Here is a 21928-nt window from a genome sequence, read left to right as displayed (position 1 = left end):
TACTTCTGATAATGCAGCCGTTGCTGCTCTGGAGAACCGGGTTTGAAGCTGACGCTGGAAACCAAGGCGGCCTGGGTCGGCGCTGCCTTGGTCGTTGCGCTCATGGGCGTGGTGGGCAGCATCCAGCACAGGTACATCGCACGCGATGTGAAGACGCTGCTGCAGGCACAGCAGGCGGCGCTGGCCGAGTCGGTGGCCGACAGCCTCGGCGACAAGGTGGAGCTCTACCGCGGCGTGCTCGAACTGAGCGCCACCCCGATCGACGCGGCGCTGCTGTCCGACGAACCGCGGCTGCGGCGCTTCCTGACGCGTGCCACCGGCCTGCAGGCGTTGTTCGAGGGCACGTTCGTCGTGTCGCCGTCGGGCGACGTGCTGCTGTCGGAGCCGCGGCGCGGCGACGGCCGGCCAATCAACGTGGCCGACCGCGATTACTTCGTGGGTGCCATGCGGACCGGCCAGGTGAGCCTGTCCGCCCCGGTGATGAGCCGCGTGCGCAACCAGGCCGCGGTGTTGATGGCGGCCCCGCTGCGGGCCCGCGACGGCAGCTTCCTCGGGGTGCTGGGCGGGGGCATCGAGATCGAGCGCGACAACCTGCTGGGCCGCCTCGGTGCGCTGCCGGTCGGCCGGACGGGGCACTACGAGATCGTCACGCGTGGCGGCACGCCGGTGTACGTGGCGCATCCCGACCGCGCGCTGCTGCTGCAGCCCGAGCGCGGCGGCTACGGCGCCGGCGACATCGTGACCCGCAAGGCCGTGCGCAACACCGACTGGGAGCTGCGGGCCGTGCTGCCGGCCTGGGAGGTCGAGGCGCCGATCCAGCAGGCGCAGCGCCGGCTGCTGCTGCAGCTCACGCTGCTGGGCGGTGCGATGGCCGCGCTCGCCTGGCTGGCCATGCACCGGCTGCTGCGCCCGCTGACCGCGCTGCACCAGGCGATGCGGGCGTGGCGCGCGTCGCCGGATGCGCCGCTGCGCCTGCAGACGACGCTGCGCGACGAGCGCGGCGATCTCGCCCGCGAGTTCGAGGCGATGGTCAAGGAGTGGCGCCAGCGCCAGGCGGAGGTGGCCGCGGTGAGCGACGCCTCGCCGCTGGGCCTGTTCCGTGCCGGCGTCGACGGGGCGATCACCTATGCCAACGACGCCTACCTGCGCATGCATGGCCTGCCGCCCGCCGGACCCGGCGCGCCGGGCCTGTGGATGGCGCCGGACCAGCGCGATGCGGCGCTGGCGTCCTGGCGCGAGGCGGCGCAGCGGCGCGAGGGCGTGCGCAGCGTGCGCTGCGTCCAGCACGGCGACAGGCGCGCCACCCTGTCGCTGCGCTGCGCCCCGCTCGTGGTCGACGGCCGCCTGGAGGGGTTCGTCGGCACGGTGGAAGACATCACCGAGCGCGCCGCGGCGGACGAACGGCTGAAGGCCGTCAATGCGATCTTCGATGCCACGACCGACTACGTGGTGCAGGCCCGGCTGGACGGCCACCTGATCTACATGAACCCGGCGGCACGCCGCGCGGCGCGCATCGGGCCGCACGATGCGGTCGGCCACCGGCACTTCAGCGAATTCCATCCGGTCTCGGTGCGCGAGCGGTTCGCCGCGGAGATCCTGCCCCACGTGAGGCAGCACGGCGTCTGGGTGGGCGAGACCGCGGTGATCGACGGCAGCGGGCGCGAGGCGGTGGCCAGCCACATCGTGCTGGGCCACCGCGGCTCGGACGGCCGCCTCAGCCATTTCTCGGCCATGCTGCGCGACGTGTCGGGCGAGCGCGCCACGCAGCAGGAGCAGCGCCGGCAGGCCGCGACGCTGCGCTCGGTCACCGAGGCGATCCCGGCGATGGTGGCCGCGGTGGGCCACGACGGGCGCTACCGGTTCGTCAACAGCGCCTTCGAGCGCTGGCATGGCGTGTCGCGCGACAAGGTGATCGGCCGCACGGTGCGCGAGGTCTTCGGCGACGCGGAGCACCGGCGCCACGAGGCGTGGGTGGAGCGGGTGCTGGCTGGCGAGAGCGTGCGGTACGAAGCCGGCGACGCCGGGCCCCAGGCGCAGCGCCACCTGCTGATCAACCTGGTGCCGCTGCGCCTGGACGACGCCAGCATCGACGGCTACGTCAGCGTCGGCTACGACATCAGCGAGCACAAGGAGCATGCGGCGCGGCTGGAGGCGCTGTCACGCACCGACGCGCTGACGGGGGTGCTCAACCGCGCGGGGCTGCAGCACCGCCTGGACAAGCTGCTGCAGGACCGGCGGTGCGGCCAGCTCGCGCTGCTCTACATCGATCTCGACCATTTCAAGCCTGTCAACGACCAGCACGGCCACCAGGCGGGCGACACGCTGCTGCGGCAGTTCGCACAGCGCATCCAGGCCCTGGTGCGCCCGACCGACAGCGTGGCGCGGTTGGGCGGCGACGAGTTCGCGATCCTGCTGAGCCACCTGCGCGAGCCGGGCAACGCCGACCGCGTGGCCGGCAAGGTGGTGGAAGCGGCGCAGCGGCCGTTCGACATCGACGGGCTGCGGCTGCGGGTGGGCGCGAGCGTCGGGGTGGTGCTCGCGGCTGTCGAGGAGGGCGCGCGGCCCGATGCCACCGCGCTGATCGCCCAGGCCGACGCGATGCTCTACCAGGCCAAGCGCGCCGGCCGCGGGCGTCACATGCTCGCGGCGTCGACCTGGAGCGAGCTCGCCTGAAGCGCCTCGGCGAGGCGCGCCGCGCCCGGGCCGAACGCGTAGGCGTCCATGCCCAGCGCCCCGAAGGTCACCGCCTCGTGCAGGCGCTGCGGCGTGGCGTCACGCCCGCCTGCGCCGGCCGCCACGTACCAGGGCAGCAGGTGCTCGTCCGTCGGGTGCATCAGCGCGGCATGCGGGGCGCTGCTGCGGTAGTCGAGCAGGGCGTCCCAGTCGCGCGCGGCCGACCGGGCCGCCATCCAGGCGCGGAACTCGGCGCTTTCGGCCATCTCGGGCTGCCCCACGCCCTGGTTCGCGACAAAACGGCCCAGCAGGCGCAGGTTGTGCGTGATGCTGCCCGTCCCGATGATCAGCACGCCCTCGTCGGCCAGCGGCGCGAGCGCGCGCCCCAGCGCGAACTGCTCGGCAGGGCGCCACGTGGGCACGTAGGCCAGCGGCAGCACGGGGATGTCCGCTGCGGGGTAGATCCATCGCAGCGGCGTCCAGATGCCGTGGTCCAGCCCGCCGTCGTCCAGGCGGTGCGCCGCGATGCCCTCGGCCGCCAGCAAGGCCTGCACGCGGGTGGCCAGCGCCGGATCGCCGGCCGCGTCGTAGCGCAGACGGTACAGGGCATCGGGGAAGCCCCCGAAGTCGTACACCGCGGTGTGGCGCGGCGCCGCCAGCAATGCGGGTTCGCGCGTCAGCGAGTGCGCCGAAACCGCCAGAATGGCGCTCGGCCGTCCGGTGGCTGCATCGATCGCGGTCCCGAGGCGCTGCCAGAAGCGGCCGGTCTCGCCGGGCTCGAGCGCCGTCATCGGCGAGCCGTGCGACAGGAAGAGGGCGGGAAGGGAGGTGTCCATCGTGAGCCTATTGCAGCAGGGGCGGCGCCCACGGCGGTTCGACGGCTTTGCACGCGGCGTTGCAGCGCGGTGATGGGGCGGGCGCCGCCCTCCTGGCCGGGCGCGCCGATTGCTCGCGGCATCGCGTGGCCCCCGCTGCAGGGCTGCGCATGTCGATCCTCCCGGAGGCCACCATGACCGCTTCACCATGCGCCCTGCCGTGACCTCGCCCAGCAGCCTTGCGCCGCCTCCCCGTCTCGGCTACCTGCAGTCGCGGCTGCTGTGGATCGTGCTGGCGGTCGCCGCGCCGCTGACCGTGCTGCTCGCCCTGTCGATCCTCGATGCACGGCGGGCGGCCGAGCACGAGGCCTTCACCTCGCTGCGGCAGCGCGCGGACCAGGCGGCCGACCGCATGTTCGACATGCTCGAGAAGACCGAGCACCTGCTCGACTTCATGGCGAGCCGCCAGCGGCTGCGGGAGATGCGCCGCGATGCGTGCGAAAGCATGGTGGCCGGCGTGTCCGGCTCCAACACCTTCTACACGAACATCGGGCTCATCGACACCGGCGGCGTGATGGTGTGCTCGTCGGCGCCCAGCCCCGGCCGCACCCGGTTCGGCGATTTCGCCTGGTTCCGCGCCGGCTTCGCGGCCGACGGCATCTGGCTCAGCGATCCGCTGCGCGGGCCCATCAGCGGGCGCATGGTCCAGTACATGACGCTGGCGGTGCGGGACGCCTCGGGCGCCAAGGTGGGGCTGCTGGCGGCGTCCATCGACCTGGCGCCGCTGAACCGTGCGCTCGAGCCGCTGGTCTCGCCGCCCGGGGCGTCGGTCGGCATCCGCAAGGACGCGGTGTTCGTCACCCGCCTGCCGCAGCCCGAGCGCTGGATGGGCCGGCCGGTCCCGGCCACGCTGCTCGAACCCGAGCGGCTGGGCGATACGCAGGTCCGGGTGGGGATCGGCGTGGACGGCACCCGCCGGGCCTTCGCGGTGGCGCCGCTGCCGAAGTACGGCCTCGAAGCGGCCGCCGGCATGCCGGAGCACGCCGTGTACGAGGAGGCCAATGCCGAGGCGCTGCGCCGCGCGTTGGCTGCGGCGCTGACGATCGCGGTGGCGCTGATCGGCGCGTCGCTGGCGGCGCGGCGCCTCGCCGGCTCCCTCAGGAGCATCGCGGACACTGCGCGCCGCCTGCATGCCGGCGCCACCGACGTGCGGGCGGACGCCACGCTGCCGGGGGAGTTCGGCGAGGTGGCGGTGGAGTTCAACCGGCTGATGGACCGCAACGACGAGCGGGCCGCGCAGCTGGTGCAGTCCGAGCAGCGGGCCGTGCGGCTGCGGCGCTTCCATGAGACCCTGTCGGCCGTCGGCCAGGCCATCGCGCGGCAGGCCGCGCCGGCCGAGCTCTACGAGGAGGTCTGCCGGGCGTGCACCCAGTCGGGCCTGGCCACCGCGGCGTGGATCAGCCGGCCGGCGCAGGAGGATCTGCGCATCGTCGCGCAGGCTCCAGGCGCCGCTGCCGGACTGCCCGTGCACTGGGGGCAGCGCGAGGCTGGTGTGACCCGGGCCGCCGTGCGCCGGCGCGGGCCGGTGCAGGAGGCGTGCGGGGAGGGCGTGTGCGTCGCGGCCATTCCCCTGCTCTCCGCGGATGACGTGACGGGGGCCCTGACCTTGCGGGGCGACCACGGCATGCGCTTCGACGGCGAGCTGGCGCAGCTGCTGGCCGCGCTGGCGCGGGAGATCTCGTTCGGCCTCGACCTGGAGAAGCACCGGGCCGAACGGGTGGCGCTCGACGCCGCGAAGGCGGAGAGCCGCGCGAAGACCACCTTCCTGTCCCACGTGAGCCACGAGCTGCGCACGCCGCTGAACGCGGTGCTCGGCTTCTCCCAGCTCGTGCGGACGAAGGCGGAGGCCCGCGCGGACGAGGAGGATCGCGAGCACCTCGGCCACGTGCTCGCGGCGGGCCGCCAGCTCAAGGCGCTGATCGACGACCTGATGGACGTGTCGCGCATCGAGGTCGGCGAACTGGCGGTCTCAATGGCCGACGTCGACGTGGTCGGCAAGCTGGCCGGCGTGCTGCAGCTCAGCCGGCCCGTGGCGGAGCTGCACCGGGTGTCCCTGCACCTCGAGGCCGGCGATGCCTCGGCGCTGGTCGTGAGGACGGATCCGGTGCGGCTGCGCCAGGTGTTGATGAACCTCGTGTCCAACGCCATCAAGTACAACCGGCCCGGCGGGCATGTGTGGGCCGGCGTGCAGGCCGATGCCCGCCAGGTGCACATCCGCATCCGCGACGACGGTGTCGGCATGGCGCCGGCCCAGCTCGACGGCCTGTTCCAGGCCTTCAACCGGCTGGGCCGAGAGCGGTCGGGCATCGAGGGCACCGGGATCGGCCTGGTCATCACGCGGCGACTGGTCGAGCTGCTGGGCGGCCGGCTCGCCGTCGAAAGCCGGGAGGGGGCGGGCACGACGGTGGCCGTGACGCTGCCGAACGAGAAGCCCCTGGGCGAGGCGGTGCCGAGCGTGCTTGGCGACCTGGCCGCGGCGCCCGAGGCGCAGCCGGCCGAAGGGCTGGTGCTCTACATCGAGGACCACCCGGTGAACGCGGTGCTGGTCGAGCAGGTGCTGGCGCAGGTGCCGGGCGTGGAGGTCATGGTCTGCGCCACCGGCGAGGAAGGCCTGCGCTTCGCCGCGGAATGCCAGCCCCACCTCGTGCTGCTGGACATGCAGCTGCCCGACATCCAGGGGATCGAGGTCCTGGCGCGCCTGCGGTCGAGCGCCCGCACGGCCTCGATACGCGTCATCGCGCTGTCGGCCAGCGCCATGCCGCAGGAGGTGGAGGCCGCGCTGCGTGCCGGCGCGCAGGCCTACTGGACCAAGCCGATCGATTTCCACCAGCTGCGCTCGGGCGTCGCGAAGGTGCTGCGGGAGGAGTCGGCCCGCCGGCAGCGCGCCGCCGCCAGCGCACAAAAAAAAGCGGGCCCCGAGGGGCCCGCATGAAGCACACGGAATGTGCCAGGAGGAGACAACAAAGAAACGGTGCGTCAGGCGGCCTCTTGGTGGCGGCCGGCCATCAGGATGGAGGCGTGCAGGCGGTTGACCGCGTCGTTGGCGGAGGCCTTGCCATGGTTGGAGAGCAGGTTCCAGACGAGTTCGTCGTCCATGCGGAAGCGGCACAGCAGGGTGTTGCCCGAGGCGATCTTCATGATCTGGGCGGCCGACAGCGTGCCGATGAGCGTGGCGGTGTCCTCGCTGATGCCCAGGCGGTACAGGGCCTGCTCGCGGTCCGCGCGGATCAGGCTCTGCGCCAGCATCAGGTAGCTGAGGTTGGCTTCGCGGATTTCGGCAAGGATTTGGTCGGCGGTCATGGCGGGCTCTTCCTGTTGGGGTGCAGCGGTGTCGCTGCGATGGAATGAACTGTAGGCACCGGAACGGCTTGGCAAAAGCGGCCTTGCTCGGTCCGTGCTGTCTCCGTTGTTCGGGAGGTCTGTCAGTGAACTTCCTACAGGTTTACCCGGGCGCCTGTCGGGGACGGCGGCCTGGTGTACCGTGCCGTCCATGACACCCAGCCCTTCCTCCACGAGCGTCCCGTCGTCTGCGCCTTCGGTGTGGCTGCTGGCGTGGCGCCAGACCGTGCGCGACTTCCGGGCCGGCGAGCTGCGCCTGCTGGTCGTCGCGGTGATGCTGGCCGTGGCGGCGCTGACGGCGGTCGGCTTCTTCGCGAACCGGCTCAACGGCGGGCTGGAGCGCGACGCGGCGCAGTTGCTGGGCGGCGATGCGGTGGTCGCCAGCGACAAGCCGACGCCCGCAGCGCTGATCGAGGACGCCCGTGCCCGCGGACTGCGCACGGCCACCAGCGCCGTGTTCCCGAGCATGGGCCGTGCGCCGGACGCGCTCGGCGGTGCGTCCCGGCTCGTGGCGGTCAAGGCGGTGGGCGAGGGCTATCCGCTGCGCGGCCGGCTGCGGGTCAAGTCCGCAATGGATGCGCAGGAGCAGGCCGCCACGGGCGGGCCGTCGCCCGGCACGGTATGGGTCGATGCCGCGGTGCTGGAATCGCTGGCGCTGCGGGTCGGCGATGCGCTGCTGCTGGGCGACGCATCGCTGCGCATCGACCGCATCATCACGATCGAGCCCGACCGCGGCGCCGGCTTCGTCAGCTTCGCGCCGCGGGTGATGCTCGCCGAGGCCGACCTCCCCGCCACCGGCCTGATCCAGCCGGCGAGCCGCGTGACCTACCGGCTCGCCGTCGCGGCGCCCGGCAGCAGCCTGGCCGAGGTGGGGCGCTACGTGCGCGACGTGCGCCAGCGCATCGACGGCGACCACCTGCGCGGCGTCGAGATCGAATCGCTGGAGAACGGCAGCCCGCAGATGCGGCGCACGCTCGACCGCGGCGAGAAGTTCCTCAACCTGGTGGCGCTGCTCTCGGCGCTGCTCGCGGCGGTGGCGGTGGCCATCGCGGCGCGCGACTTCGCCAACCGCCACCTGGACGACTGCGCGATGCTGCGTGTGCTGGGCCAGCCGCAGCGGTCGATCGCGCTGTCGTACGGCCTGGAGTTCGGGTTCGTCGGCCTGGTGGCCAGCGCGCTGGGGGTGGTGGTCGGCTTCGGGGTGCACCACGTGTTCGTCTGGCTGCTCGCCGGCCTGGTGCAGGCGGAGCTGCCTGCGCCGGGCGCCTGGCCGGCGCTGTTCGGCCTGGGCGTCGGCCTGACCCTGCTGCTGGGCTTCGGCCTGCCGCCGGTGCTGCAGCTGGCGCGCGTACCGCCGCTGCGGGTGATCCGGCGTGATGTCGGGGCGCTCAAGGCCTCGTCGCTGCTGGTGCTGGCGGCCGGCACGCTCGGCTTCGCGGGGCTGCTGCTCGCGGTGTCGTCCGACCTGACGCTGGGGCTGATCGCCGTGGGCGGCTTCGCGGCGGCGGTGGTGGTGTTCGCCGCGCTGTCCTGGGTGGCCGTGCAGGTGCTGCGCCGGGCCGTGCCAGAGGCGCGCGCGCCGCGCTGGCTCGTGCTCGCGACGCGGCAGATCGCCGCGCGGCCCGCCTTTGCGGTGCTGCAGGTGTCGGCGCTGTCGGTCGGGCTGCTGGCCCTGGCGCTGCTGGTGCTGCTGCGCACCGACCTGATCGACAGCTGGCGCAGCGCCACGCCGCCCGACGCGCCGAACCGTTTCGTGATCAACCTGCAGCCCGACCAGGCCACGGCCTTCCGCGGCGCGCTCGCCGAGGCCGGCGTGCAGCGCTACGACTGGTTCCCGATGATCCGCGGCCGGCTGGTGGCGATCAACGGGCGCGCGATCACGCCGGAGAGCTACACCGACGACCGCGCGCGCCGCCTGGTCGACCGCGAATTCAACTTGAGCCACGACGCCGTGCTGCCGCAGCACAACCAGGTGATCGCCGGCCGCTGGATCGCCGACGAACCCGATGCCGTCAGCGTCGAGAGCGGCCTGGCCGAGACGCTGGGCCTGAAGCTGGGCGACCGCATGCGCTTCGACATCGGCGGGCAGCTGCGCGAAGGGCGCATCACCAGCCTGCGCAAGCTCGACTTCGCGTCGATGCGCGTCAACTTCTTCGTGATGTTCCCGCTCGCGCAGATGGACGACGTGGGCACCACGTACATCAGCGCGTTCCGTGCGCCGGACACGCCGGGCTTCGACAACCGGCTGTCGCGCGATTTCCCCAACATCACCAACGTGAACGTGTCGGCCTCGCTAGCGCAGGTGCAGCAGGTGCTGGACCAGGTGATACGCGCGGTCGAGTTCCTGTTCGGCTTCACGCTCGCGGCCGGGCTGGTGGTGCTGTTCGCCGCCGTCACCGCGACGCGCGAGGCACGCTCGCGCGAGTTCGCGATCATGCGGGCCATGGGGGCCGGCCGCACGCTGCTGGCCAGGGTGCAGCGCACCGAGCTGCTGGGGGTCGGTGCGCTCGCGGGCCTGCTCGCGTCCGGTGCCGCGATGGGCGTGGGCTGGGCGCTGGCGCGCTATGCGTTCGAGTTCAACTGGACGGCGCCGTGGTGGGTGCCGGTGGCGGGCACCGCGGCGGGTGCGCTGCTGGCGCTGATGGCCGGCTGGTGGGGCCTGCGGGAGGTGCTGCAGCGCCCCGTCGTCGAGACCTTGCGGCGCGCGCAGGCCTGATCCCCGGGGGCGGCTGGGGCGGGGCGGCGGCCCGCTACAGCCGGGGCGGCAGGCGGCCGATAAGCGGGGCTGTTGTCGTCGAGTTGTCCATGAACGCTTTCTTCTCCCCAGCCGTCCGGCTGATGTCCCGCCTGCGGCTGAAAGGCAAGTTCCTGCTGGCCGGCGTGCCCCTCGTGCTGCTGCTGGTGTGGATGGCCTGGCTGTCCGCGGCCTCGCTCGGCGCCCGTGTGCAGGGCCTGGAGCGCAAGCGCGTCGCGATCGCGCTGATGGGCGATCTGGTGGCATGGAACAAGGCGCTCATCGACAGCCGCCGCGCGGCGATCACCGGCCAGCCTGGCGATCCCGCGGTCATGGCGGCCTTCACGCGGCAGGCCGAGGCGGTCGAGCGGCAGCTGGCCGTGCTGGGCGCGCACGTCGAGTCGGCCCGCCCGCAGGTCGACATGCGCGAGGAACTGCACGGCCTGCAGCAGGGCTGGAAGGCGCTGCGCCAGGCGGTGCAGGCGCTGCCGCCCGATGCCGGGTTCCCGCAGAAGGCGTTCGCGGCACATGCGCCGGAATACAGCCGCCTGTATGCCTTCATGCGCGATCTCGGCAAGAAGTCGGGCCTGTCGCAGGACGCCGACGCCGACCTGTTCTACCTCGGCTACGCGCTGGCGAACAACACGCCGTCGACCGCCGGCATCACCGTGCGGATCGCGGCCTACGCGACGCTGAACGTCAACCGCGGCACCGTCGACGCGAAGGACAGGATGTTCTACGAGGTCACCGACGCCCGCCTGAACGACACGTTCGGGGGCGTCGAGACCCTGCTGTCGCAGGCGATGGCGGCCAACCCCGTGGTCGACGAGGCGCTGGGCCAGCGCATCGAAGCGTTGAAGGGCAGCTCCAAGCAGCTGCTCGCCTTCGTGCGTGAACGCTTCACCTCGGTGGACCAGGTCGGCGCGACGCAGCAGGACGTGGCCCGGGCGGCGGCGGCCACGACCGACGCGGCCTGGGAGCTGGTCGACCGCAACCGCGCGGTGCTGGAGCAACTCGTGGTCGAGCGTGCCGCGCAGGCTGCACGCCACCGGATGCTGCTGATGGCCGCGGTGTGTATCGGCATGCTGGGCACGTTGTGGCTCTACGTCGGCATCTTCCTCAGCATGGCCGGCAGCCTGCGCCAGGCCTCGGCGGCGGCACGGGCGATCGCGGCAGGCGAAATCGGCACCGTGCCGGTGCCGGCCACGGCGGACGAGTTCGCCACGCTGATGCAGGACCTGCGCGCGGCGGACCAGGCGCTGGCCGGCGTGATCTCGGGGGTGCAGCAATCGTCGGATTCGATCGCGACCGCGTCGTCCGAGATCGCCCAGGGCACGCAGGACCTGAGCCACCGTACCGAGGAAACGGCCAGCAGCCTGCAGCAGACCGCGAGCTCGATGGCGGAGGTCAAGCAGAACGTCGACCAGGGCGCCGGCGCGGCCACCTCGGCGCAGGCGTTGGCGGCCCAGGCGGCTGCCGTCGCGCAACGCGGCGGGGAGGCCGTGGCGCAGGTGGTCAGCACCATGGGGGCGATCAGCAGCAGCAGCCAGAAGATCAGCGACATCATCGGCGTGATCGACGGCATCGCCTTCCAGACCAACATCCTGGCGCTGAATGCCGCGGTGGAGGCGGCCCGCGCCGGCGAGCAGGGCCGCGGCTTCGCGGTGGTGGCCGGCGAGGTGCGCACGCTGGCCCAGCGCAGCGCCGACGCGGCCAAGGAGATCAAGGCCCTGATCGGCAGCAGCGTGGCCCAGGTGGACACCGGCAGCCGGCTCGTCGGCGATGCCGGAAGGACCATCCGCGAACTGGTCGATGCAGTCGACGGCGTGCACACGATGATCTCGGAGATCACCCGCAGCACCCAGCAGCAGACGGTCGGCATCGGTGAGGTGAACACGGCGGTCGGCGCGCTCGACCAGGCCACGCAGCAGAACGCCGCGCTGGTCGAGCAGAGTGCTGCGGCGGCCGAGAGCCTGAAGGCCCAGGCACGGCAGCTGGCGGCGCTGGTAGGCCGGTTCCGCCTGCACAGCGCCTGAGCGAGGGCCGGCGGCTGCGCCGTTACGGCGCAGGCCCCGTGGCCCGTGGCGCGGGGCCTTCCAGGCCGCCCGGCGCTGCGAACGCGAGCGCCTGGATGCCGTGGGCGAGGTACGCCGCCTCCACCACGATCGTCTGCGCGGTCGCGGCGCCTGCCATGAAGCGGCCGTCGTCGCGCATGAACAGCCGGTCGCTGCTGCCATCGGCGGGGCGGACGGCGGGCAGCACGAAGGGTGGCTCGGCATCGAAGCGGATGCGCACCTGGCAGAAGTCGGGCCCGACGGGGCAGACGAACCGGCCCTGCTCGGTGCGCAGCGAGAGCTGGATGCCCCCGGGGAAGTGGCCCGTGCGCATCACGAGCTGCCCCTTGCGGCCAACGCCGCCGGATGCGCCGGGTGGGGAGGCCGTGCTCGACAGGGTGTACCTGCGGTACGACTCGCCGGTCTTGTCGTCCTTGATGAGTTCCTTTGTCCACTGTGCCGTGGCGACCGGGCAGGCGAGGGTGGTCAAGGCGGCGAGCGCGAGGGCGGCGGCGGGGGATTTCATCGGCTGATGGGTGAAGGCGTCGGCTGCCTACGCGGCGTCCGCGGTATACCCGAATCGGCACAAAAAAAAAGCCATCGACGGGTTGTGTTCGCGGCGTGCCTGTGGGGCGGGCGACGTTCCTGCCGCGTTCCGTGATCTGGTTGGCACCACTTGGCACTGCAGCCGCCGCAACCCCTGCCCCGCGGGGGGGTGGTCATGTGCGCTCACTTCTTTCGGGTGGCAGGATCGGTTCATCCTTCCACCAAACCCCTCGAGCGGGATAACGATCATGAAGTTGAAGACGTGCCGCATCTTCGTCACCCAGGGTTGGCGCACGACCCCCCGCAACGTCGACTTGCTGCTGGCAGCGGACCGGCCGCCAGCAGCGGTTTTCGAATGGCTGGACTCTCCTGACGGGGACAGCAGCCCTGCACTGGCCGTGGAGCTCGAGCCGGAGTGGCTCTACGAGATCTGCGGCCGCCACGACGTGACGCACCTCTACGAGCTGCCCGTCCACTCGCCGACGGCGATGACCGTTGCCTGAGGCTGCGAAATCTCAAAACAAAAAAGCCCCGTTTGCCGGGGCTTTTTGCTGCGGCTTCAGAGGTGATCTGAAGGCCTGCGTGTCTGGCGGAAAGGGTGGGATTCGAACCCACGGTACGGTATAACCGTACACCGGATTTCGAGTCCGGCGCATTCGACCACTCTGCCACCTTTCCGGGTATTTACTGCGTGGTCTCGCTGTGTCAGCGAAGCCGCGCAGTATAGCCGATCATCCGCGCAGGATGTCCAGTCCGCCCATGTACGGGCGCAAAACCTCAGGCACGCGGATGGCGCCGTCGGCTTCCTGGTAGTTCTCCAGCACCGCCACCAGCGCACGTCCCACCGCCAGGCCAGAGCCGTTCAGCGTGTGCACGAGTTCGGGCTTGCCTTGTGCGTTGCGGAAGCGCGCCTGCATGCGGCGGGCCTGGAAGGCTTCGCAGTTGGAGCAGGAGCTGATCTCCCGGTAGGCGCCCTGCGCCGGCACCCACACTTCGAGGTCGTAGGTCTTGCTGGCGCTGAAGCCCATGTCGCCCGTGCACAGCGACAGCACGCGGTAGGGCAGGCCGAGCTTCTGCAGGATCGCCTCGGCGTGGGCGGTCATCTGCTCCAGCGCCTCGTAGCTCTTCTCGGGCTGGACGATCTGCACCATCTCGACCTTGTCGAACTGGTGCTGGCGGATCATGCCGCGCGTGTCGCGCCCGGCACTGCCGGCTTCGCTGCGGAAGCAGGGGCTGTGCGCAGTGAGCTTGATCGGCAGCTGCTCGGCATCGACGATCTGGCCGCGCACGGTGTTGGTCAGCGAGATCTCCGACGTCGAGATGAGGTACTGCTCGGCCTGGTCTTCGTCGCCGCCGCGCAGCACCCAGAACATGTCTTCCTTGAACTTCGGCAGCTGGCCGGTGCCTTCGAGGATCTCGCGGTTGACGATGTAGGGCGTGTAGCACTCTGTGTAGCCGTGCTCGCCGGTCTGCACGTCCAGCATGAACTGCGCCAGCGCACGGTGCAGCCGGGCGATCGGGCCGCGCAGGAAGGTGAAACGCGACCCCGACAGCGCAGCGCCGGTCTCGAAGTCCAGGCCCAGCGGGGCGCCAAGGTCGACATGGTCCTTCACCGCGAAGTCGAACTGCCGGGGCGTGCCCCAACGGCGCACCTCGACGTTGCCGCCCTCGTCGGCGCCGACGGGCACGCTCTCGTGCGGCAGGTTGGGCACGCCCATCAGCAGGGCCGAGAGTTCGAACTGGATGACTTCGAGCCGGTCGGCCGAGGCCTTCAGCTCATCGGCGATGCCGGCCACCTCCGCCATCACCGGGGCGGTGTCCTCGCCCTTGCCCTTGAGCTGGCCGATCTGCTTGCTGAGGCTGTTGCGCTTGGCCTGCAGCTCCTCGGTGCGGGTCTGCAGGCGCTTGCGTTCGCCTTCGAGCGAGGTGAAGCGCTCGACGTCGAGGAAGGGTTGCGGGCTCTTGCGGGCTTCGAGGCGCTGCACGACGCCGTCGAGGTCGCGGCGCAACTGGCTGATGTCGAGCATGGGAAATCCTTGGGGGAGAAAGCTGTACGGTCGAGCGTCCGGGCGGAGCCGGCGACGGTGCTGGCGGGGGCCGATCGGCGTCCGGGATCAGGATCGGGACGAATGCACCTCGGCCATCGACTTGTCACCCAGGCCCATCGGCAGCGGAAAGCGGATGGTCTCCTGCACGCCGTCCATCTTGCGCACGGCGACCGCACCCAGCGCACGCAGCCGGTCGATGACCTGCTGGACCAGGATGTCGGGCGCCGAGGCGCCGGCCGTCAGGCCCACGCGCGGCCGCCCTTCGAACCACTGCGGCTGGAGGTCGTCCGCGGCGTCCACCATGTAGGCCGGCGTGCCCAGCCGTTCCGCCAGTTCGCGCAGCCGGTTGCTGTTGCTGCTGGTGGGGCTGCCGACGACGATGACCACGTCCACCTGCGGGCTCAGCAGCTTGACGGCGTCCTGCCGGTTCTGCGTGGCGTAGCAGATGTCCTGCTGCTTGGGCTCGCGCACCTGCGGGAAGCGGGCCTTGACCGCAGCCAGAATCTCGGCCGCGTCGTCCACGCTCAGCGTGGTCTGCGTCACCACGGCCAGCCGGTCCGGCCGCTGGACCGGCGCGCGGGCCACGTCGGCCACGTCCTCGACGAGGTAGATGCCCTCGGTGAGCTGGCCCATCGTGCCTTCGACCTCGGGGTGTCCCTTGTGGCCGATCATGATGAATTCGTAGCCTTCCTTGTGCAGCTTGGCGACCTCGACGTGCACCTTGGTCACCAGCGGGCAGGTCGCGTCGAAGACGCTGAACCCGCGCGCCGCGGCCTCCTGCCGCACGGCCTGCGACACGCCGTGGGCGCTGAACACCAGCGTCGCGCCGGGCGGCACATCCGACAGCTCCTCGATGAAGATGGCGCCCTTGGCCTTGAGGTCGTTCACCACGTAGGTGTTGTGGACGATCTCGTGGCGCACGTAGATCGGGGCGCCGAACTTGCGGAGCGCGCGCTCGACGATCTCGATCGCACGGTCGACCCCTGCGCAGAAGCCGCGCGGCTCGGCCAGCAGCACTTCGTGTTGCGTCATCAGAGCACCCCGATCACCGACACCTCGAACGTGAGGGGCACGCCCGCCAGCGGGTGGTTGAAATCGAACAGCAGCCAGTCGTCCCCGACCTCTCGCACGACGCCGGCGTAGCTGCCCCGCCCGTCCGGCGTGGGGAACTGCACCACGTCGCCGCGGTGGTAGCTGGCGTCGGCGTCGCCCAGCTCGTGCAGCAGCGAGAGCTTCACGCGCTGCAGCAGCTCGGGGTTGCGGTCGCCGAACGCCTCGCCTGGCGCCAGCTCGAAGGTCTGCCGCGCACCCTCCGGCAGGCCGATCAGGCGGACCTCCATGGCCGGGGCCAGTTCGCCGGTGCCCAGCGACAGGGTCGCGGGCTTCTCGTTGAACGTATTGACGATGTCCGCGCCGTCGGGGCCGGCGAGGCGGTAGTGCAGGGTCAGGAACGACCCCGGGGCGATGACGGTCACGGTGGCGGGTGGGCGATAGACTGGAAGGCGATTTTACGGGCCGCGCCCTCCCGCCCATGTCACTCAAGGACTTGCCCGCCGAATTGCGCCCGCGCGAGAAGCTGCTGGCCCGCGGGCCGTCGGCCCTGGCCGACGCCGAACTGCTGGCCCTGCTGCTGCGCACCGGCGTGGCCGGGCAGGGCGTGCTGCAGATGGCGCAGGCGCTGCTCGACCGCTTCGGCGGCCTGCAGGGCCTCATGCGCGCGACCCTGGACGAGCTGAAGACCTTCAAGGGCCTGGGCGGCACGGCCAAGCGGGCCGAGCTCGCGGCGGTCCTGGAGATCGCGCGCCGCACGCTCGCGCAGCAGCTGGCCGAACGGCCGCTGTTCGATTCGCCCGGGGCGGCGAAGGACTACGCCGCCCTGCACCTGCGCGGCCTGCCGCACGAGGTGTTCGCGGTGATGTTCCTTGATGCGCGCCATCGCCTGCTGTGCCTGGAGGAGATGTTCCGCGGGACCTTGACGCAGACGTCGGTCTATCCGCGCGAGGTGGTCAAGCGCGCGCTGGCGCAGAACGCCTGCGCTGTGGTGCTGCTGCACAACCACCCTTCCGGCCACGCGGAGCCTTCCGCCGCGGACGAGGCGCTCACGCAGGCCCTGCGCAGCGCGCTGGCGCTGGTCGACGTGCGGGTGCTCGACCATCTGATCGTCGGTGCGGGCGTCGTGACATCGTTCGCCGAGCGGGGGCTGCTGTGAAGCTCAACGACCTGAAGGCGCTGGGCCCGGTCAAGGAGGCGCTGGCGCGGGCGGCGCGCGAGGCCGCCGAGCGCCGCGCCGAGGCCGCGCGCCAGGAGCGCGAGCGCCACCTGTTCCAGCGCAGCGTCGGCGAGGTGACACCGCTGCGCGATGGCGGCAGGGTCGTGCTGGCCAGGCCGCGTCCCGCACCCTTGCCGCGCCAGCGCGAGCTCGACGAAGCCGCGGCGCTGCGGCAGGCGCTGTCCGACGAGTTCGATGTCGAGTCGCTGCTCGAAACCGACGAAGGCCTGAGCTTCCGGCGCAGGCATGTAGGTGCCGACGTGCCGCGGCGCCTGCGCCGCGGACAGTGGGCGATCCAGTCGCAGATCGACCTGCACGGCTTGCGGCGCGACGAGGCGCGGGAGCAGCTCGGCGCCTTCCTGCATGAAGCGCAGGCCGCGGGCCATCGGTGCATCAGGGTGGTCCACGGCAAGGGCCTGGGCTCGCCCGGCCGCACGCCCGTGCTCAAGGGCAAGGTACGGGCGTGGCTGGTGCAGAACCAGTTGGTACAGGCGTTCGTGCAGGCCCGTGCCAGCGAAGGCGGACACGGGGCGCTGGTGGTTCTTCTGGCGCCGAGAACGCAGGAAACGTAGTCTTTCCATCCCTCCTTTTGACGAGGTAGGGATAGCGGCGTGCACCCTGCATCACGATACATTCACATTCTTTTACGAGCGGCCGAAAAGGAGCCCCGAATGAACACCTCAACACTCCGTGGCACCCGATCGGGCCGCCTGGCCAGCCTCCTCGCGATGACGGGCAGCGTCGCCCTGCTTCTGGGCGGATGCGTCGCCACCAACCCGGAGATCGGAGGCGGCTCCAAGACGGCTGTCACCGGGGCCGCGGGTGGTGCCACCGCTGAAAACGCCAACAGCGCGCTGGAGCGCTGCGACCAGTCGCTCGGCACCTTGGGCGTGGTGGAAGACCAGAGCGCCACCTGGTACCAGTACCTCGCCAACTACAAGCTTGGCTCGACCGTGCCGGTGCTGCGCATGATGATCCAGCAGTCCAACTGCTTCGTCATCGTCGAGCGCGGCCAGGCGATGAACAACATGAACGTCGAGCGCCAGCTGCAGCAAAGCGGCGAGATGCGCGGCGGCAGCAATTTCGGCAAGGGCCAGATGGTCGCCGCCGACTACACGATGAGCCCGAGCATCCAGTTCAGCCAGAACACCGGTGGCATGGGGGGCGGGCTGGCCGGCTTCAGCCGCGGCCTGGGTGTCTTCAGCGCGGTCGCAGGCGGCATCAAGAGCAACGAGGCATCGACCACGCTGGTGATGATCGACAACCGTTCCGGCGTCCAGCTGGCCGCGGCCGAGGGCAGCGCCAAGAACATGGACTTCAACATCATGGGCGGCCTGTTCGGCGGACTGGCAGGCGGCGGCGCCGCGGGTTACTCCAATACGCCCGAAGGCAAGATCATCATCGCGGCCTTCACTGATTCATATAACCAGCTCGTGCGTGCCGTGCGCAACTACAAGGCGCAGACGGTCAAGGGCGGGCTGGGTACCGGCGGTGCGCTGGGCGTGCAGGGTGGCACCACGGCGGCCTCGCAGGAACTGGCCCCTGCCGCGCCGGCGGCCAAGCCGGCCGCCAAGCCGGCGCCGGCGAAGAAGGCGCCGGTGAAGAAGTAACCGGCTCATTTCGCCCCTGAGCAGCCCGCGGACGACGACCCGCGGGCTGTTTTGCTTCTGGCGTGCCGGGGGGCGGATCAACCGCCGCGGTTGCGCATCCAGTCGGCGGTGCCGGCAAACGCCTTGGCGAGGCGCTGCGCCATCGCGGCATCGATCGCCAGCTCCGCCATCGCCTGCTGCATGCAGGTCATCCACTGGTCGCGTTCGCTGATGCCGATCGGAAAGGGCAGGTGGCGTGCGCGCAGCCTCGGGTGGCCGAATCGCTCGATGTAGTGGTCCGGGCCGCCCAGCCAGCCGCAGAGGAACCAGAACAGCTTGTCGCGCGAGCCGTCCAGGCTCGTCGGGTGCAGGGCACGCAGGCCGGCATAGGCCGGCTCCAAGTCCATCAGGTCGTAGAAGCGGTCGACCAGCGCACGCACCCCGGGTTCGCCGCCCAGCAGCTCGAAAGCGGTGGGGGCGTTGGGTTCTTCGATGTCCATCAGGCCATTTTCGCCGCCAGCGCCGCCATCGCCTGGGCCGCGGCCGAGCCGGGGTAGCTCTCGAGCAGCAACTCGCGGCGCAGCACCGCATCGCGCACGCTGGTGTCGGAGGGAACCTCGCCGACGAAATCCAGCTGCATCGGCGTGTCCAGGCCCGGGTTCACGTAGCGGTCGATGACCGCCTGAAGCTGGTTGCGGATGGCGCGGCCTTCGCCCGGCCGGCCGGCCTGGTTGACGACCAGGCGCACGCTGCGGCGCTCCTGCGTGGCGGCCAGCACCTTGATGGTGGCGTAGGCATCCGTCAGCGAGGTGGGCTCGGGGGTGGCGACCACGAGCACCTCGTCCGCCAGCGACACGGTGTACAGCACGACGTCGGAGATGCCGGCGCCCGTGTCGAGCAGCACGCGGTCGTAGCGGGGCTTGATCGTCTCGACGACCTCGATCAGACGGTCGCGCACCTCCGGCGTGAGCCGGGAGTACTCGACCATGCCCGAGCCCGCGAGCAGCACGGCGAAGCCACCGGGCGCCTGCAGCGTGGCTTCCTCCAGCGTGTGCTCGCCGGTGAACACGTGGTGCAAGGTGATCTTGGGCGCGAGGTTGAGCACCACGTCGAGGTTGGCGAGGCCCAGGTCGGCGTCAAGCACGAGCACGCGCTCACCGCGCCGGGCCAGGGCGGCCGCCAGATTGGCCGCGACGAAGGTCTTGCCGACGCCGCCTTTTCCGCTGGTGATGGCGGTGATGCGAGCCGCCTTGGCGGTGGAGGTGGTCATGGGCGGTCTTCGATGTCCTGGAACTGGGAGGCGCCGAACAGCATCCCCTTCTCTTCTGCGCTGACCAGCGACACCGCTACCGGCTCCAGGCAAAAACGGTTGCGCCCCTCCGCCTTGGCGCGGTAGAGCTGCACGTCGGCGCGTTCCATCCACAGCAGCGCGGTGGAGCGCACCCATTGCGGCGCGAAGGCGCCACCGATGCTGACGGTGATGGGGAGCCGGTGCAGCGCGCCCGCTTCGGCGCGGATGGCCACCGGATCGCGTTCGATGCGCCGGCGCACACGCTCGGCGACGGTGGGGCCGAAGGCGGGCGGGCAGTTGGGCAGCACGATCGCGAACTCTTCGCCGCCCACGCGCGCGACGGTGTCCATCGGCCGAACGCACTCGAGCAGCACCTCGGCCACGGCCTTCAGCACCATGTCGCCGGCGTTGTGGCCGTAGCTGTCGTTGATCTGCTTGAAATGATCGAGATCGAGCACCAGCAGCAGCGCCGGCTCGCCCGAGCGGGCCACGCGGTCGACCTCTCGGCTCAGGGCCATCTCGAAGTGGCGGCGGTTGGCCAGGCCGGTGAGCGCATCGCGCACCGAGAGATCGCACAGCGCGTCGACGATCGACTGCAGCCAGCGCGTGCTGCCGGGCTCGCCCGGCAAATCGGTGTGCCCGGCCTGCCGCAGCAGCGACAAGGCGGCCTCCAGCTGCAACCCGCCTGTGAGCGGGAACTGCTGGCTCATGGTCGGAAGCGGGTCCAAGGCGGTGGCGGTCATCGGCAGGTTCGCAGTCTAGTAGGCGTTTGGGTCGTTCAGGAGCGATAAGCGGGCCAAACGCCCTGTTCTTCCGTCGCTGGGCCGCCAGGCGCTGCCCGAGACTCGCCAGCACCGCAGTTGCGCGCAGCGGGCGTCCAGCGACGTCCCACCACTTGCATGAACACCGCCGACATCCAGACACGTCAACCCGAACCCTTCGCCGCTGGACGGGCGGACCAGGAGTTCGCTTTCGCAAAGACCGATTTCGACCGGGTGCGGCAGCTCATCTACCAGCGCGCGGGCATCAGCCTGCACGAAGGCAAGCAGGCCATGGTCTACAGCCGCCTGTGCCGGCGCCTGCGGGAGACGGGACACCAATCGTTCGCGAACTACCTGCAGTGGCTGGAACAGCACGGCGGCGCCAGCGGCGAGGCGGAGTGGCAGGAGTTCGTCAACTGCCTGACCACGAACCTCACCTCCTTTTTCCGCGAATCGCACCATTTCGATGCGCTGGCGGTGGACCTGCGCGAGCGCGCCGGGCGGCCGCTGCGCATCTGGTGCAACGCGGCCTCGACGGGCGAGGAGCCCTACACCATCGCGATGACCGTGGCCGAGACGCTGGGCAGCGGCGGCAACGCGAAGATCGTGGCGACCGACATCGACACCAAGGTGCTCGATACCGCGCGGCGCGGCGTCTACGACGCGAACTCGCGCGGCCTGTCGCCGGAGCGGCTCAAGCGCCACTTCCTGCGTGGCACCGGGCAGAACGCCGGGCTGCTGCGGGTCAAGCCGGAGCTGGCGCGGCTGATCGAATTCAAGACCTTCAATTTGATGTCGACAACGTGGCAGTTCGGCGAGCCTTTCGACCTCGTCTTCTGCCGGAACGTGATGATCTATTTCGATGCCCCGACCCAGCGCCGCGTGCTCGAGCGCACCCACGCCGTGATGCGTCCAGGCGGGCTGCTCTACGTGGGGCACTCCGAGAACTTCTCCGATTCACGCGACCTGTTCCGGCTGCGCGGCAAGACCATCTACGAACGGTTGTGAGGGACGTCCCCGCCATGCCTCTGCCTTCTTCCTCCGCCGCACGCACGCCGCCGGGCGTGAAGCCCAACGCCGGGCTGGCCCCGGGCGTGTCGACCGCGGCAGGCGCGCTGCTCGCCAAGCTCAAGGCGCAGCCGCGCAAGCCGGGCGAGGCCTCGTTCTTCTTCTACGAATCGCACTTCAAGAACGTCGCCGTCAAGGTGCTGCCGGGCGAGTACTTCGTCTATGACGAGGACATGCTCATCATGACGACGCTGGGCTCCTGCATCGCGGCCTGCCTGTGGGACCGCGACCGCCGCATCGGCGGCATGAACCACTTCATGCTGCCCGACGGCGGCGGCGCCAACGACAGCGGCCGCTACGGCTCGTTCGCGATGGAGCTGCTGATCAACGAGATGATGAAGCGCGGCGCATCGCGGCTGTCGATGGAGGCCAAGGTCTTCGGCGGCGGCGCGGTGGTCAGCGGCATCAACAGCATCAACGTCGGCGAGCGCAACACCGAGTTCGTGCTCGACTACCTGAAGACCGAGCGCATCCCCGTCGTCAGCAAGGACGTGCTGGACGTCTTTCCGCGCAAGGTCGTCCTGCTGCCCGCCAGCGGCAAGGCCATGGTCAAGCGCATGGCGCTCACCAACCCCGAGGCGCTCGTCGCCCAGGACCGTGCGGCCGCGCAGAAGGCGGTGCCCGCCCACAGCGGCGGAGGCTCGGTCGACCTGTTCTGAAGCGCCGTATCCCCGAGAAGAA

General features: G+C 70.9%; 19 protein-coding genes and 1 tRNA gene. 10 read left to right on the top strand and 10 right to left on the bottom strand.

From position 1 onward, the window contains the following. Window positions 1-42 precede the first annotated feature (42 nt). On the top strand, window positions 43-2673 hold the full coding sequence (locus tag V4F39_RS02080; protein WP_332287577.1) for a diguanylate cyclase domain-containing protein: 2631 nt from the start codon (window positions 43-45) through the stop codon (window positions 2671-2673). Here the strand turns inward: V4F39_RS02080 and V4F39_RS02075 are convergent. Next, window positions 2634-3509 carry a dioxygenase family protein gene (locus V4F39_RS02075; protein WP_332287576.1) on the bottom strand — a complete coding sequence of 292 codons (876 nt, stop codon included), beginning with the start codon at window positions 3507-3509 and terminating at the stop codon, window positions 2634-2636. The two genes, V4F39_RS02080 and V4F39_RS02075, sit on opposite strands and share 40 nt — an antisense overlap. Window positions 3510-3696: 187 nt before the next feature. On the opposite strand from V4F39_RS02075, the gene V4F39_RS02070 reads away from it, so the two are divergent. Beyond that, a complete protein-coding gene (locus tag V4F39_RS02070; protein WP_332287575.1) occupies window positions 3697-6480 on the top strand; it encodes an ATP-binding protein in 2784 nt (927 codons plus the stop codon). Between the two features lie 44 nt (window positions 6481-6524). On the opposite strand, the gene flhD is transcribed toward V4F39_RS02070, so the two are convergent. Next, on the bottom strand, window positions 6525-6848 hold the full coding sequence (gene flhD, locus V4F39_RS02065) for a flagellar transcriptional regulator FlhD (protein WP_332287574.1): 324 nt from the start codon (window positions 6846-6848) through the stop codon (window positions 6525-6527). Window positions 6849-7038: 190 nt separating this feature from the next. On the opposite strand from flhD, the gene V4F39_RS02060 reads away from it, so the two are divergent. Continuing rightward, window positions 7039-9603 (top strand): ABC transporter permease, encoded by a 2565-nt coding sequence (locus V4F39_RS02060; RefSeq protein ID WP_332287573.1) that lies wholly within the window; start codon window positions 7039-7041, stop codon window positions 9601-9603. 89 nt (window positions 9604-9692) lie between these two features. After that, window positions 9693-11657 carry a methyl-accepting chemotaxis protein gene (locus V4F39_RS02055; RefSeq protein ID WP_332287572.1) on the top strand — a complete coding sequence of 655 codons (1965 nt, stop codon included), beginning with the start codon at window positions 9693-9695 and terminating at the stop codon, window positions 11655-11657. 22 nt (window positions 11658-11679) lie between these two features. Here the strand turns inward: V4F39_RS02055 and V4F39_RS02050 are convergent, their stop codons facing one another. Further along, window positions 11680-12201, bottom strand: a complete 522-nt coding sequence (locus V4F39_RS02050; RefSeq protein ID WP_332287571.1) for a hypothetical protein — start codon at window positions 12199-12201, stop codon at window positions 11680-11682. 268 nt (window positions 12202-12469) lie between these two features. Here V4F39_RS02050 and V4F39_RS02045 point away from each other — a divergent pair, with 268 nt between their 5' ends. Continuing rightward, the gene (locus V4F39_RS02045; protein WP_332287570.1) at window positions 12470-12724 is read left to right on the top strand and encodes a hypothetical protein; all 255 of its coding nucleotides are present in this window, start codon (window positions 12470-12472) and stop codon (window positions 12722-12724) included. An 84-nt stretch (window positions 12725-12808) separates the two neighbouring features. Here V4F39_RS02045 and V4F39_RS02040 read toward each other — a convergent pair. The 4 genes from V4F39_RS02040 to V4F39_RS02025 all read right to left on the bottom strand — a co-directional run bounded on the left by V4F39_RS02040 (window position 12809) and on the right by V4F39_RS02025 (window position 15744). Further along, window positions 12809-12899: transfer RNA gene (locus V4F39_RS02040), tRNA-Ser, on the bottom strand. 53 nt (window positions 12900-12952) lie between these two features. After that, complete coding sequence (gene serS, locus V4F39_RS02035) at window positions 12953-14248, bottom strand: serine--tRNA ligase (RefSeq protein WP_332287569.1); 1296 nt, start codon at window positions 14246-14248, stop codon at window positions 12953-12955. Between the two features lie 87 nt (window positions 14249-14335). Continuing rightward, complete coding sequence (ispH, locus tag V4F39_RS02030; protein ID WP_332287568.1) at window positions 14336-15301, bottom strand: 4-hydroxy-3-methylbut-2-enyl diphosphate reductase; 966 nt, start codon at window positions 15299-15301, stop codon at window positions 14336-14338. Next, window positions 15301-15744 (bottom strand): FKBP-type peptidyl-prolyl cis-trans isomerase, encoded by a 444-nt coding sequence (locus V4F39_RS02025; protein ID WP_332287567.1) that lies wholly within the window; start codon window positions 15742-15744, stop codon window positions 15301-15303. Before V4F39_RS02025 ends, ispH begins: the two co-directional genes overlap by 1 nt. A 56-nt stretch (window positions 15745-15800) precedes the next feature. Here V4F39_RS02025 and radC point away from each other — a divergent pair, with 56 nt between their 5' ends. The 3 genes from radC (at window position 15801) to V4F39_RS02010 (ending at window position 18148) form a co-directional block, all read left to right on the top strand. Next, a complete protein-coding gene (radC, locus tag V4F39_RS02020; RefSeq protein WP_332287566.1) occupies window positions 15801-16478 on the top strand; it encodes a RadC family protein in 678 nt (225 codons plus the stop codon). After that, window positions 16475-17110, top strand: a complete 636-nt coding sequence (locus tag V4F39_RS02015) for a Smr/MutS family protein (RefSeq protein ID WP_332287565.1) — start codon at window positions 16475-16477, stop codon at window positions 17108-17110. The genes radC and V4F39_RS02015 overlap by 4 nt, the downstream gene beginning before the upstream one ends. A 99-nt stretch (window positions 17111-17209) precedes the next feature. Continuing rightward, complete coding sequence (locus V4F39_RS02010; protein ID WP_332287564.1) at window positions 17210-18148, top strand: CsgG/HfaB family protein; 939 nt, start codon at window positions 17210-17212, stop codon at window positions 18146-18148. Window positions 18149-18225: 77 nt separating this feature from the next. On the opposite strand, the gene V4F39_RS02005 is transcribed toward V4F39_RS02010, so the two are convergent. Genes V4F39_RS02005 through V4F39_RS01995 form a run of 3 tightly spaced genes read right to left on the bottom strand, consistent with a single transcriptional unit; the run spans window position 18226 to window position 20128 of the window. Beyond that, complete coding sequence (locus tag V4F39_RS02005) at window positions 18226-18627, bottom strand: group II truncated hemoglobin (protein ID WP_378235013.1); 402 nt, start codon at window positions 18625-18627, stop codon at window positions 18226-18228. Continuing rightward, window positions 18627-19397, bottom strand: a complete 771-nt coding sequence (locus V4F39_RS02000) for a MinD/ParA family protein (protein ID WP_332287563.1) — start codon at window positions 19395-19397, stop codon at window positions 18627-18629. Before V4F39_RS02000 ends, V4F39_RS02005 begins: the two co-directional genes overlap by 1 nt. After that, entirely contained in the window at window positions 19394-20128 is a 735-nt protein-coding gene (locus V4F39_RS01995) for a GGDEF domain-containing protein (protein WP_332287562.1), read from the bottom strand. Before V4F39_RS01995 ends, V4F39_RS02000 begins: the two co-directional genes overlap by 4 nt. A gap of 189 nt (window positions 20129-20317) precedes the next feature. Between V4F39_RS01995 and V4F39_RS01990 the strand changes: the two genes are divergently transcribed. Both V4F39_RS01990 and cheD read left to right on the top strand, forming a co-directional pair. After that, window positions 20318-21187: a CheR family methyltransferase gene (locus V4F39_RS01990; protein ID WP_332287561.1), complete on the top strand. Its 870-nt coding sequence runs from the start codon at window positions 20318-20320 to the stop codon at window positions 21185-21187. A gap of 14 nt (window positions 21188-21201) precedes the next feature. After that, a complete protein-coding gene (gene cheD, locus V4F39_RS01985) occupies window positions 21202-21906 on the top strand; it encodes a chemoreceptor glutamine deamidase CheD (protein ID WP_378235012.1) in 705 nt (234 codons plus the stop codon). Window positions 21907-21928: the final 22 nt, after the last annotated feature.

Source organism: Aquincola agrisoli (genome assembly GCF_036621135.1).
In the GTDB taxonomy this organism is placed as follows: domain Bacteria; phylum Pseudomonadota; class Gammaproteobacteria; order Burkholderiales; family Burkholderiaceae_C; genus Aquincola; species Aquincola agrisoli.
The sequence above is the reverse complement of the archived record's forward strand: the minus strand, read 5'-3'. Positions and strand labels throughout refer to the sequence as shown.

Bases quoted from the DNA above. Each gene is read 5' to 3' on its own strand.
- V4F39_RS02075 (WP_332287576.1), bottom strand. From the start codon at position 3,509: ATGGACACCTCCCTTCCCGCCCTCTTCCTGTCGCACGGCTCGCCGATG.
- V4F39_RS02070 (WP_332287575.1), top strand. From the start codon at position 3,697: ATGCGCCCTGCCGTGACCTCGCCCAGCAGCCTTGCGCCGCCTCCCCGT.
- flhD (WP_332287574.1), bottom strand. From the start codon at position 6,848: ATGACCGCCGACCAAATCCTTGCCGAAATCCGCGAAGCCAACCTCAGC.
- V4F39_RS02060 (WP_332287573.1), top strand. From the start codon at position 7,039: ATGACACCCAGCCCTTCCTCCACGAGCGTCCCGTCGTCTGCGCCTTCG.
- V4F39_RS02055 (WP_332287572.1), top strand. From the start codon at position 9,693: ATGAACGCTTTCTTCTCCCCAGCCGTCCGGCTGATGTCCCGCCTGCGG.
- V4F39_RS02050 (WP_332287571.1), bottom strand. From the start codon at position 12,201: ATGAAATCCCCCGCCGCCGCCCTCGCGCTCGCCGCCTTGACCACCCTC.
- V4F39_RS02045 (WP_332287570.1), top strand. From the start codon at position 12,470: ATGAAGTTGAAGACGTGCCGCATCTTCGTCACCCAGGGTTGGCGCACG.
- serS (WP_332287569.1), bottom strand. From the start codon at position 14,248: ATGCTCGACATCAGCCAGTTGCGCCGCGACCTCGACGGCGTCGTGCAG.
- ispH (WP_332287568.1), bottom strand. From the start codon at position 15,301: ATGACGCAACACGAAGTGCTGCTGGCCGAGCCGCGCGGCTTCTGCGCA.
- radC (WP_332287566.1), top strand. From the start codon at position 15,801: ATGTCACTCAAGGACTTGCCCGCCGAATTGCGCCCGCGCGAGAAGCTG.
- V4F39_RS02010 (WP_332287564.1), top strand. From the start codon at position 17,210: ATGAACACCTCAACACTCCGTGGCACCCGATCGGGCCGCCTGGCCAGC.
- V4F39_RS02005 (WP_378235013.1), bottom strand. From the start codon at position 18,627: ATGGACATCGAAGAACCCAACGCCCCCACCGCTTTCGAGCTGCTGGGC.
- V4F39_RS02000 (WP_332287563.1), bottom strand. From the start codon at position 19,397: ATGACCACCTCCACCGCCAAGGCGGCTCGCATCACCGCCATCACCAGC.
- V4F39_RS01995 (WP_332287562.1), bottom strand. From the start codon at position 20,128: ATGAGCCAGCAGTTCCCGCTCACAGGCGGGTTGCAGCTGGAGGCCGCC.
- V4F39_RS01990 (WP_332287561.1), top strand. From the start codon at position 20,318: ATGAACACCGCCGACATCCAGACACGTCAACCCGAACCCTTCGCCGCT.
- cheD (WP_378235012.1), top strand. From the start codon at position 21,202: ATGCCTCTGCCTTCTTCCTCCGCCGCACGCACGCCGCCGGGCGTGAAG.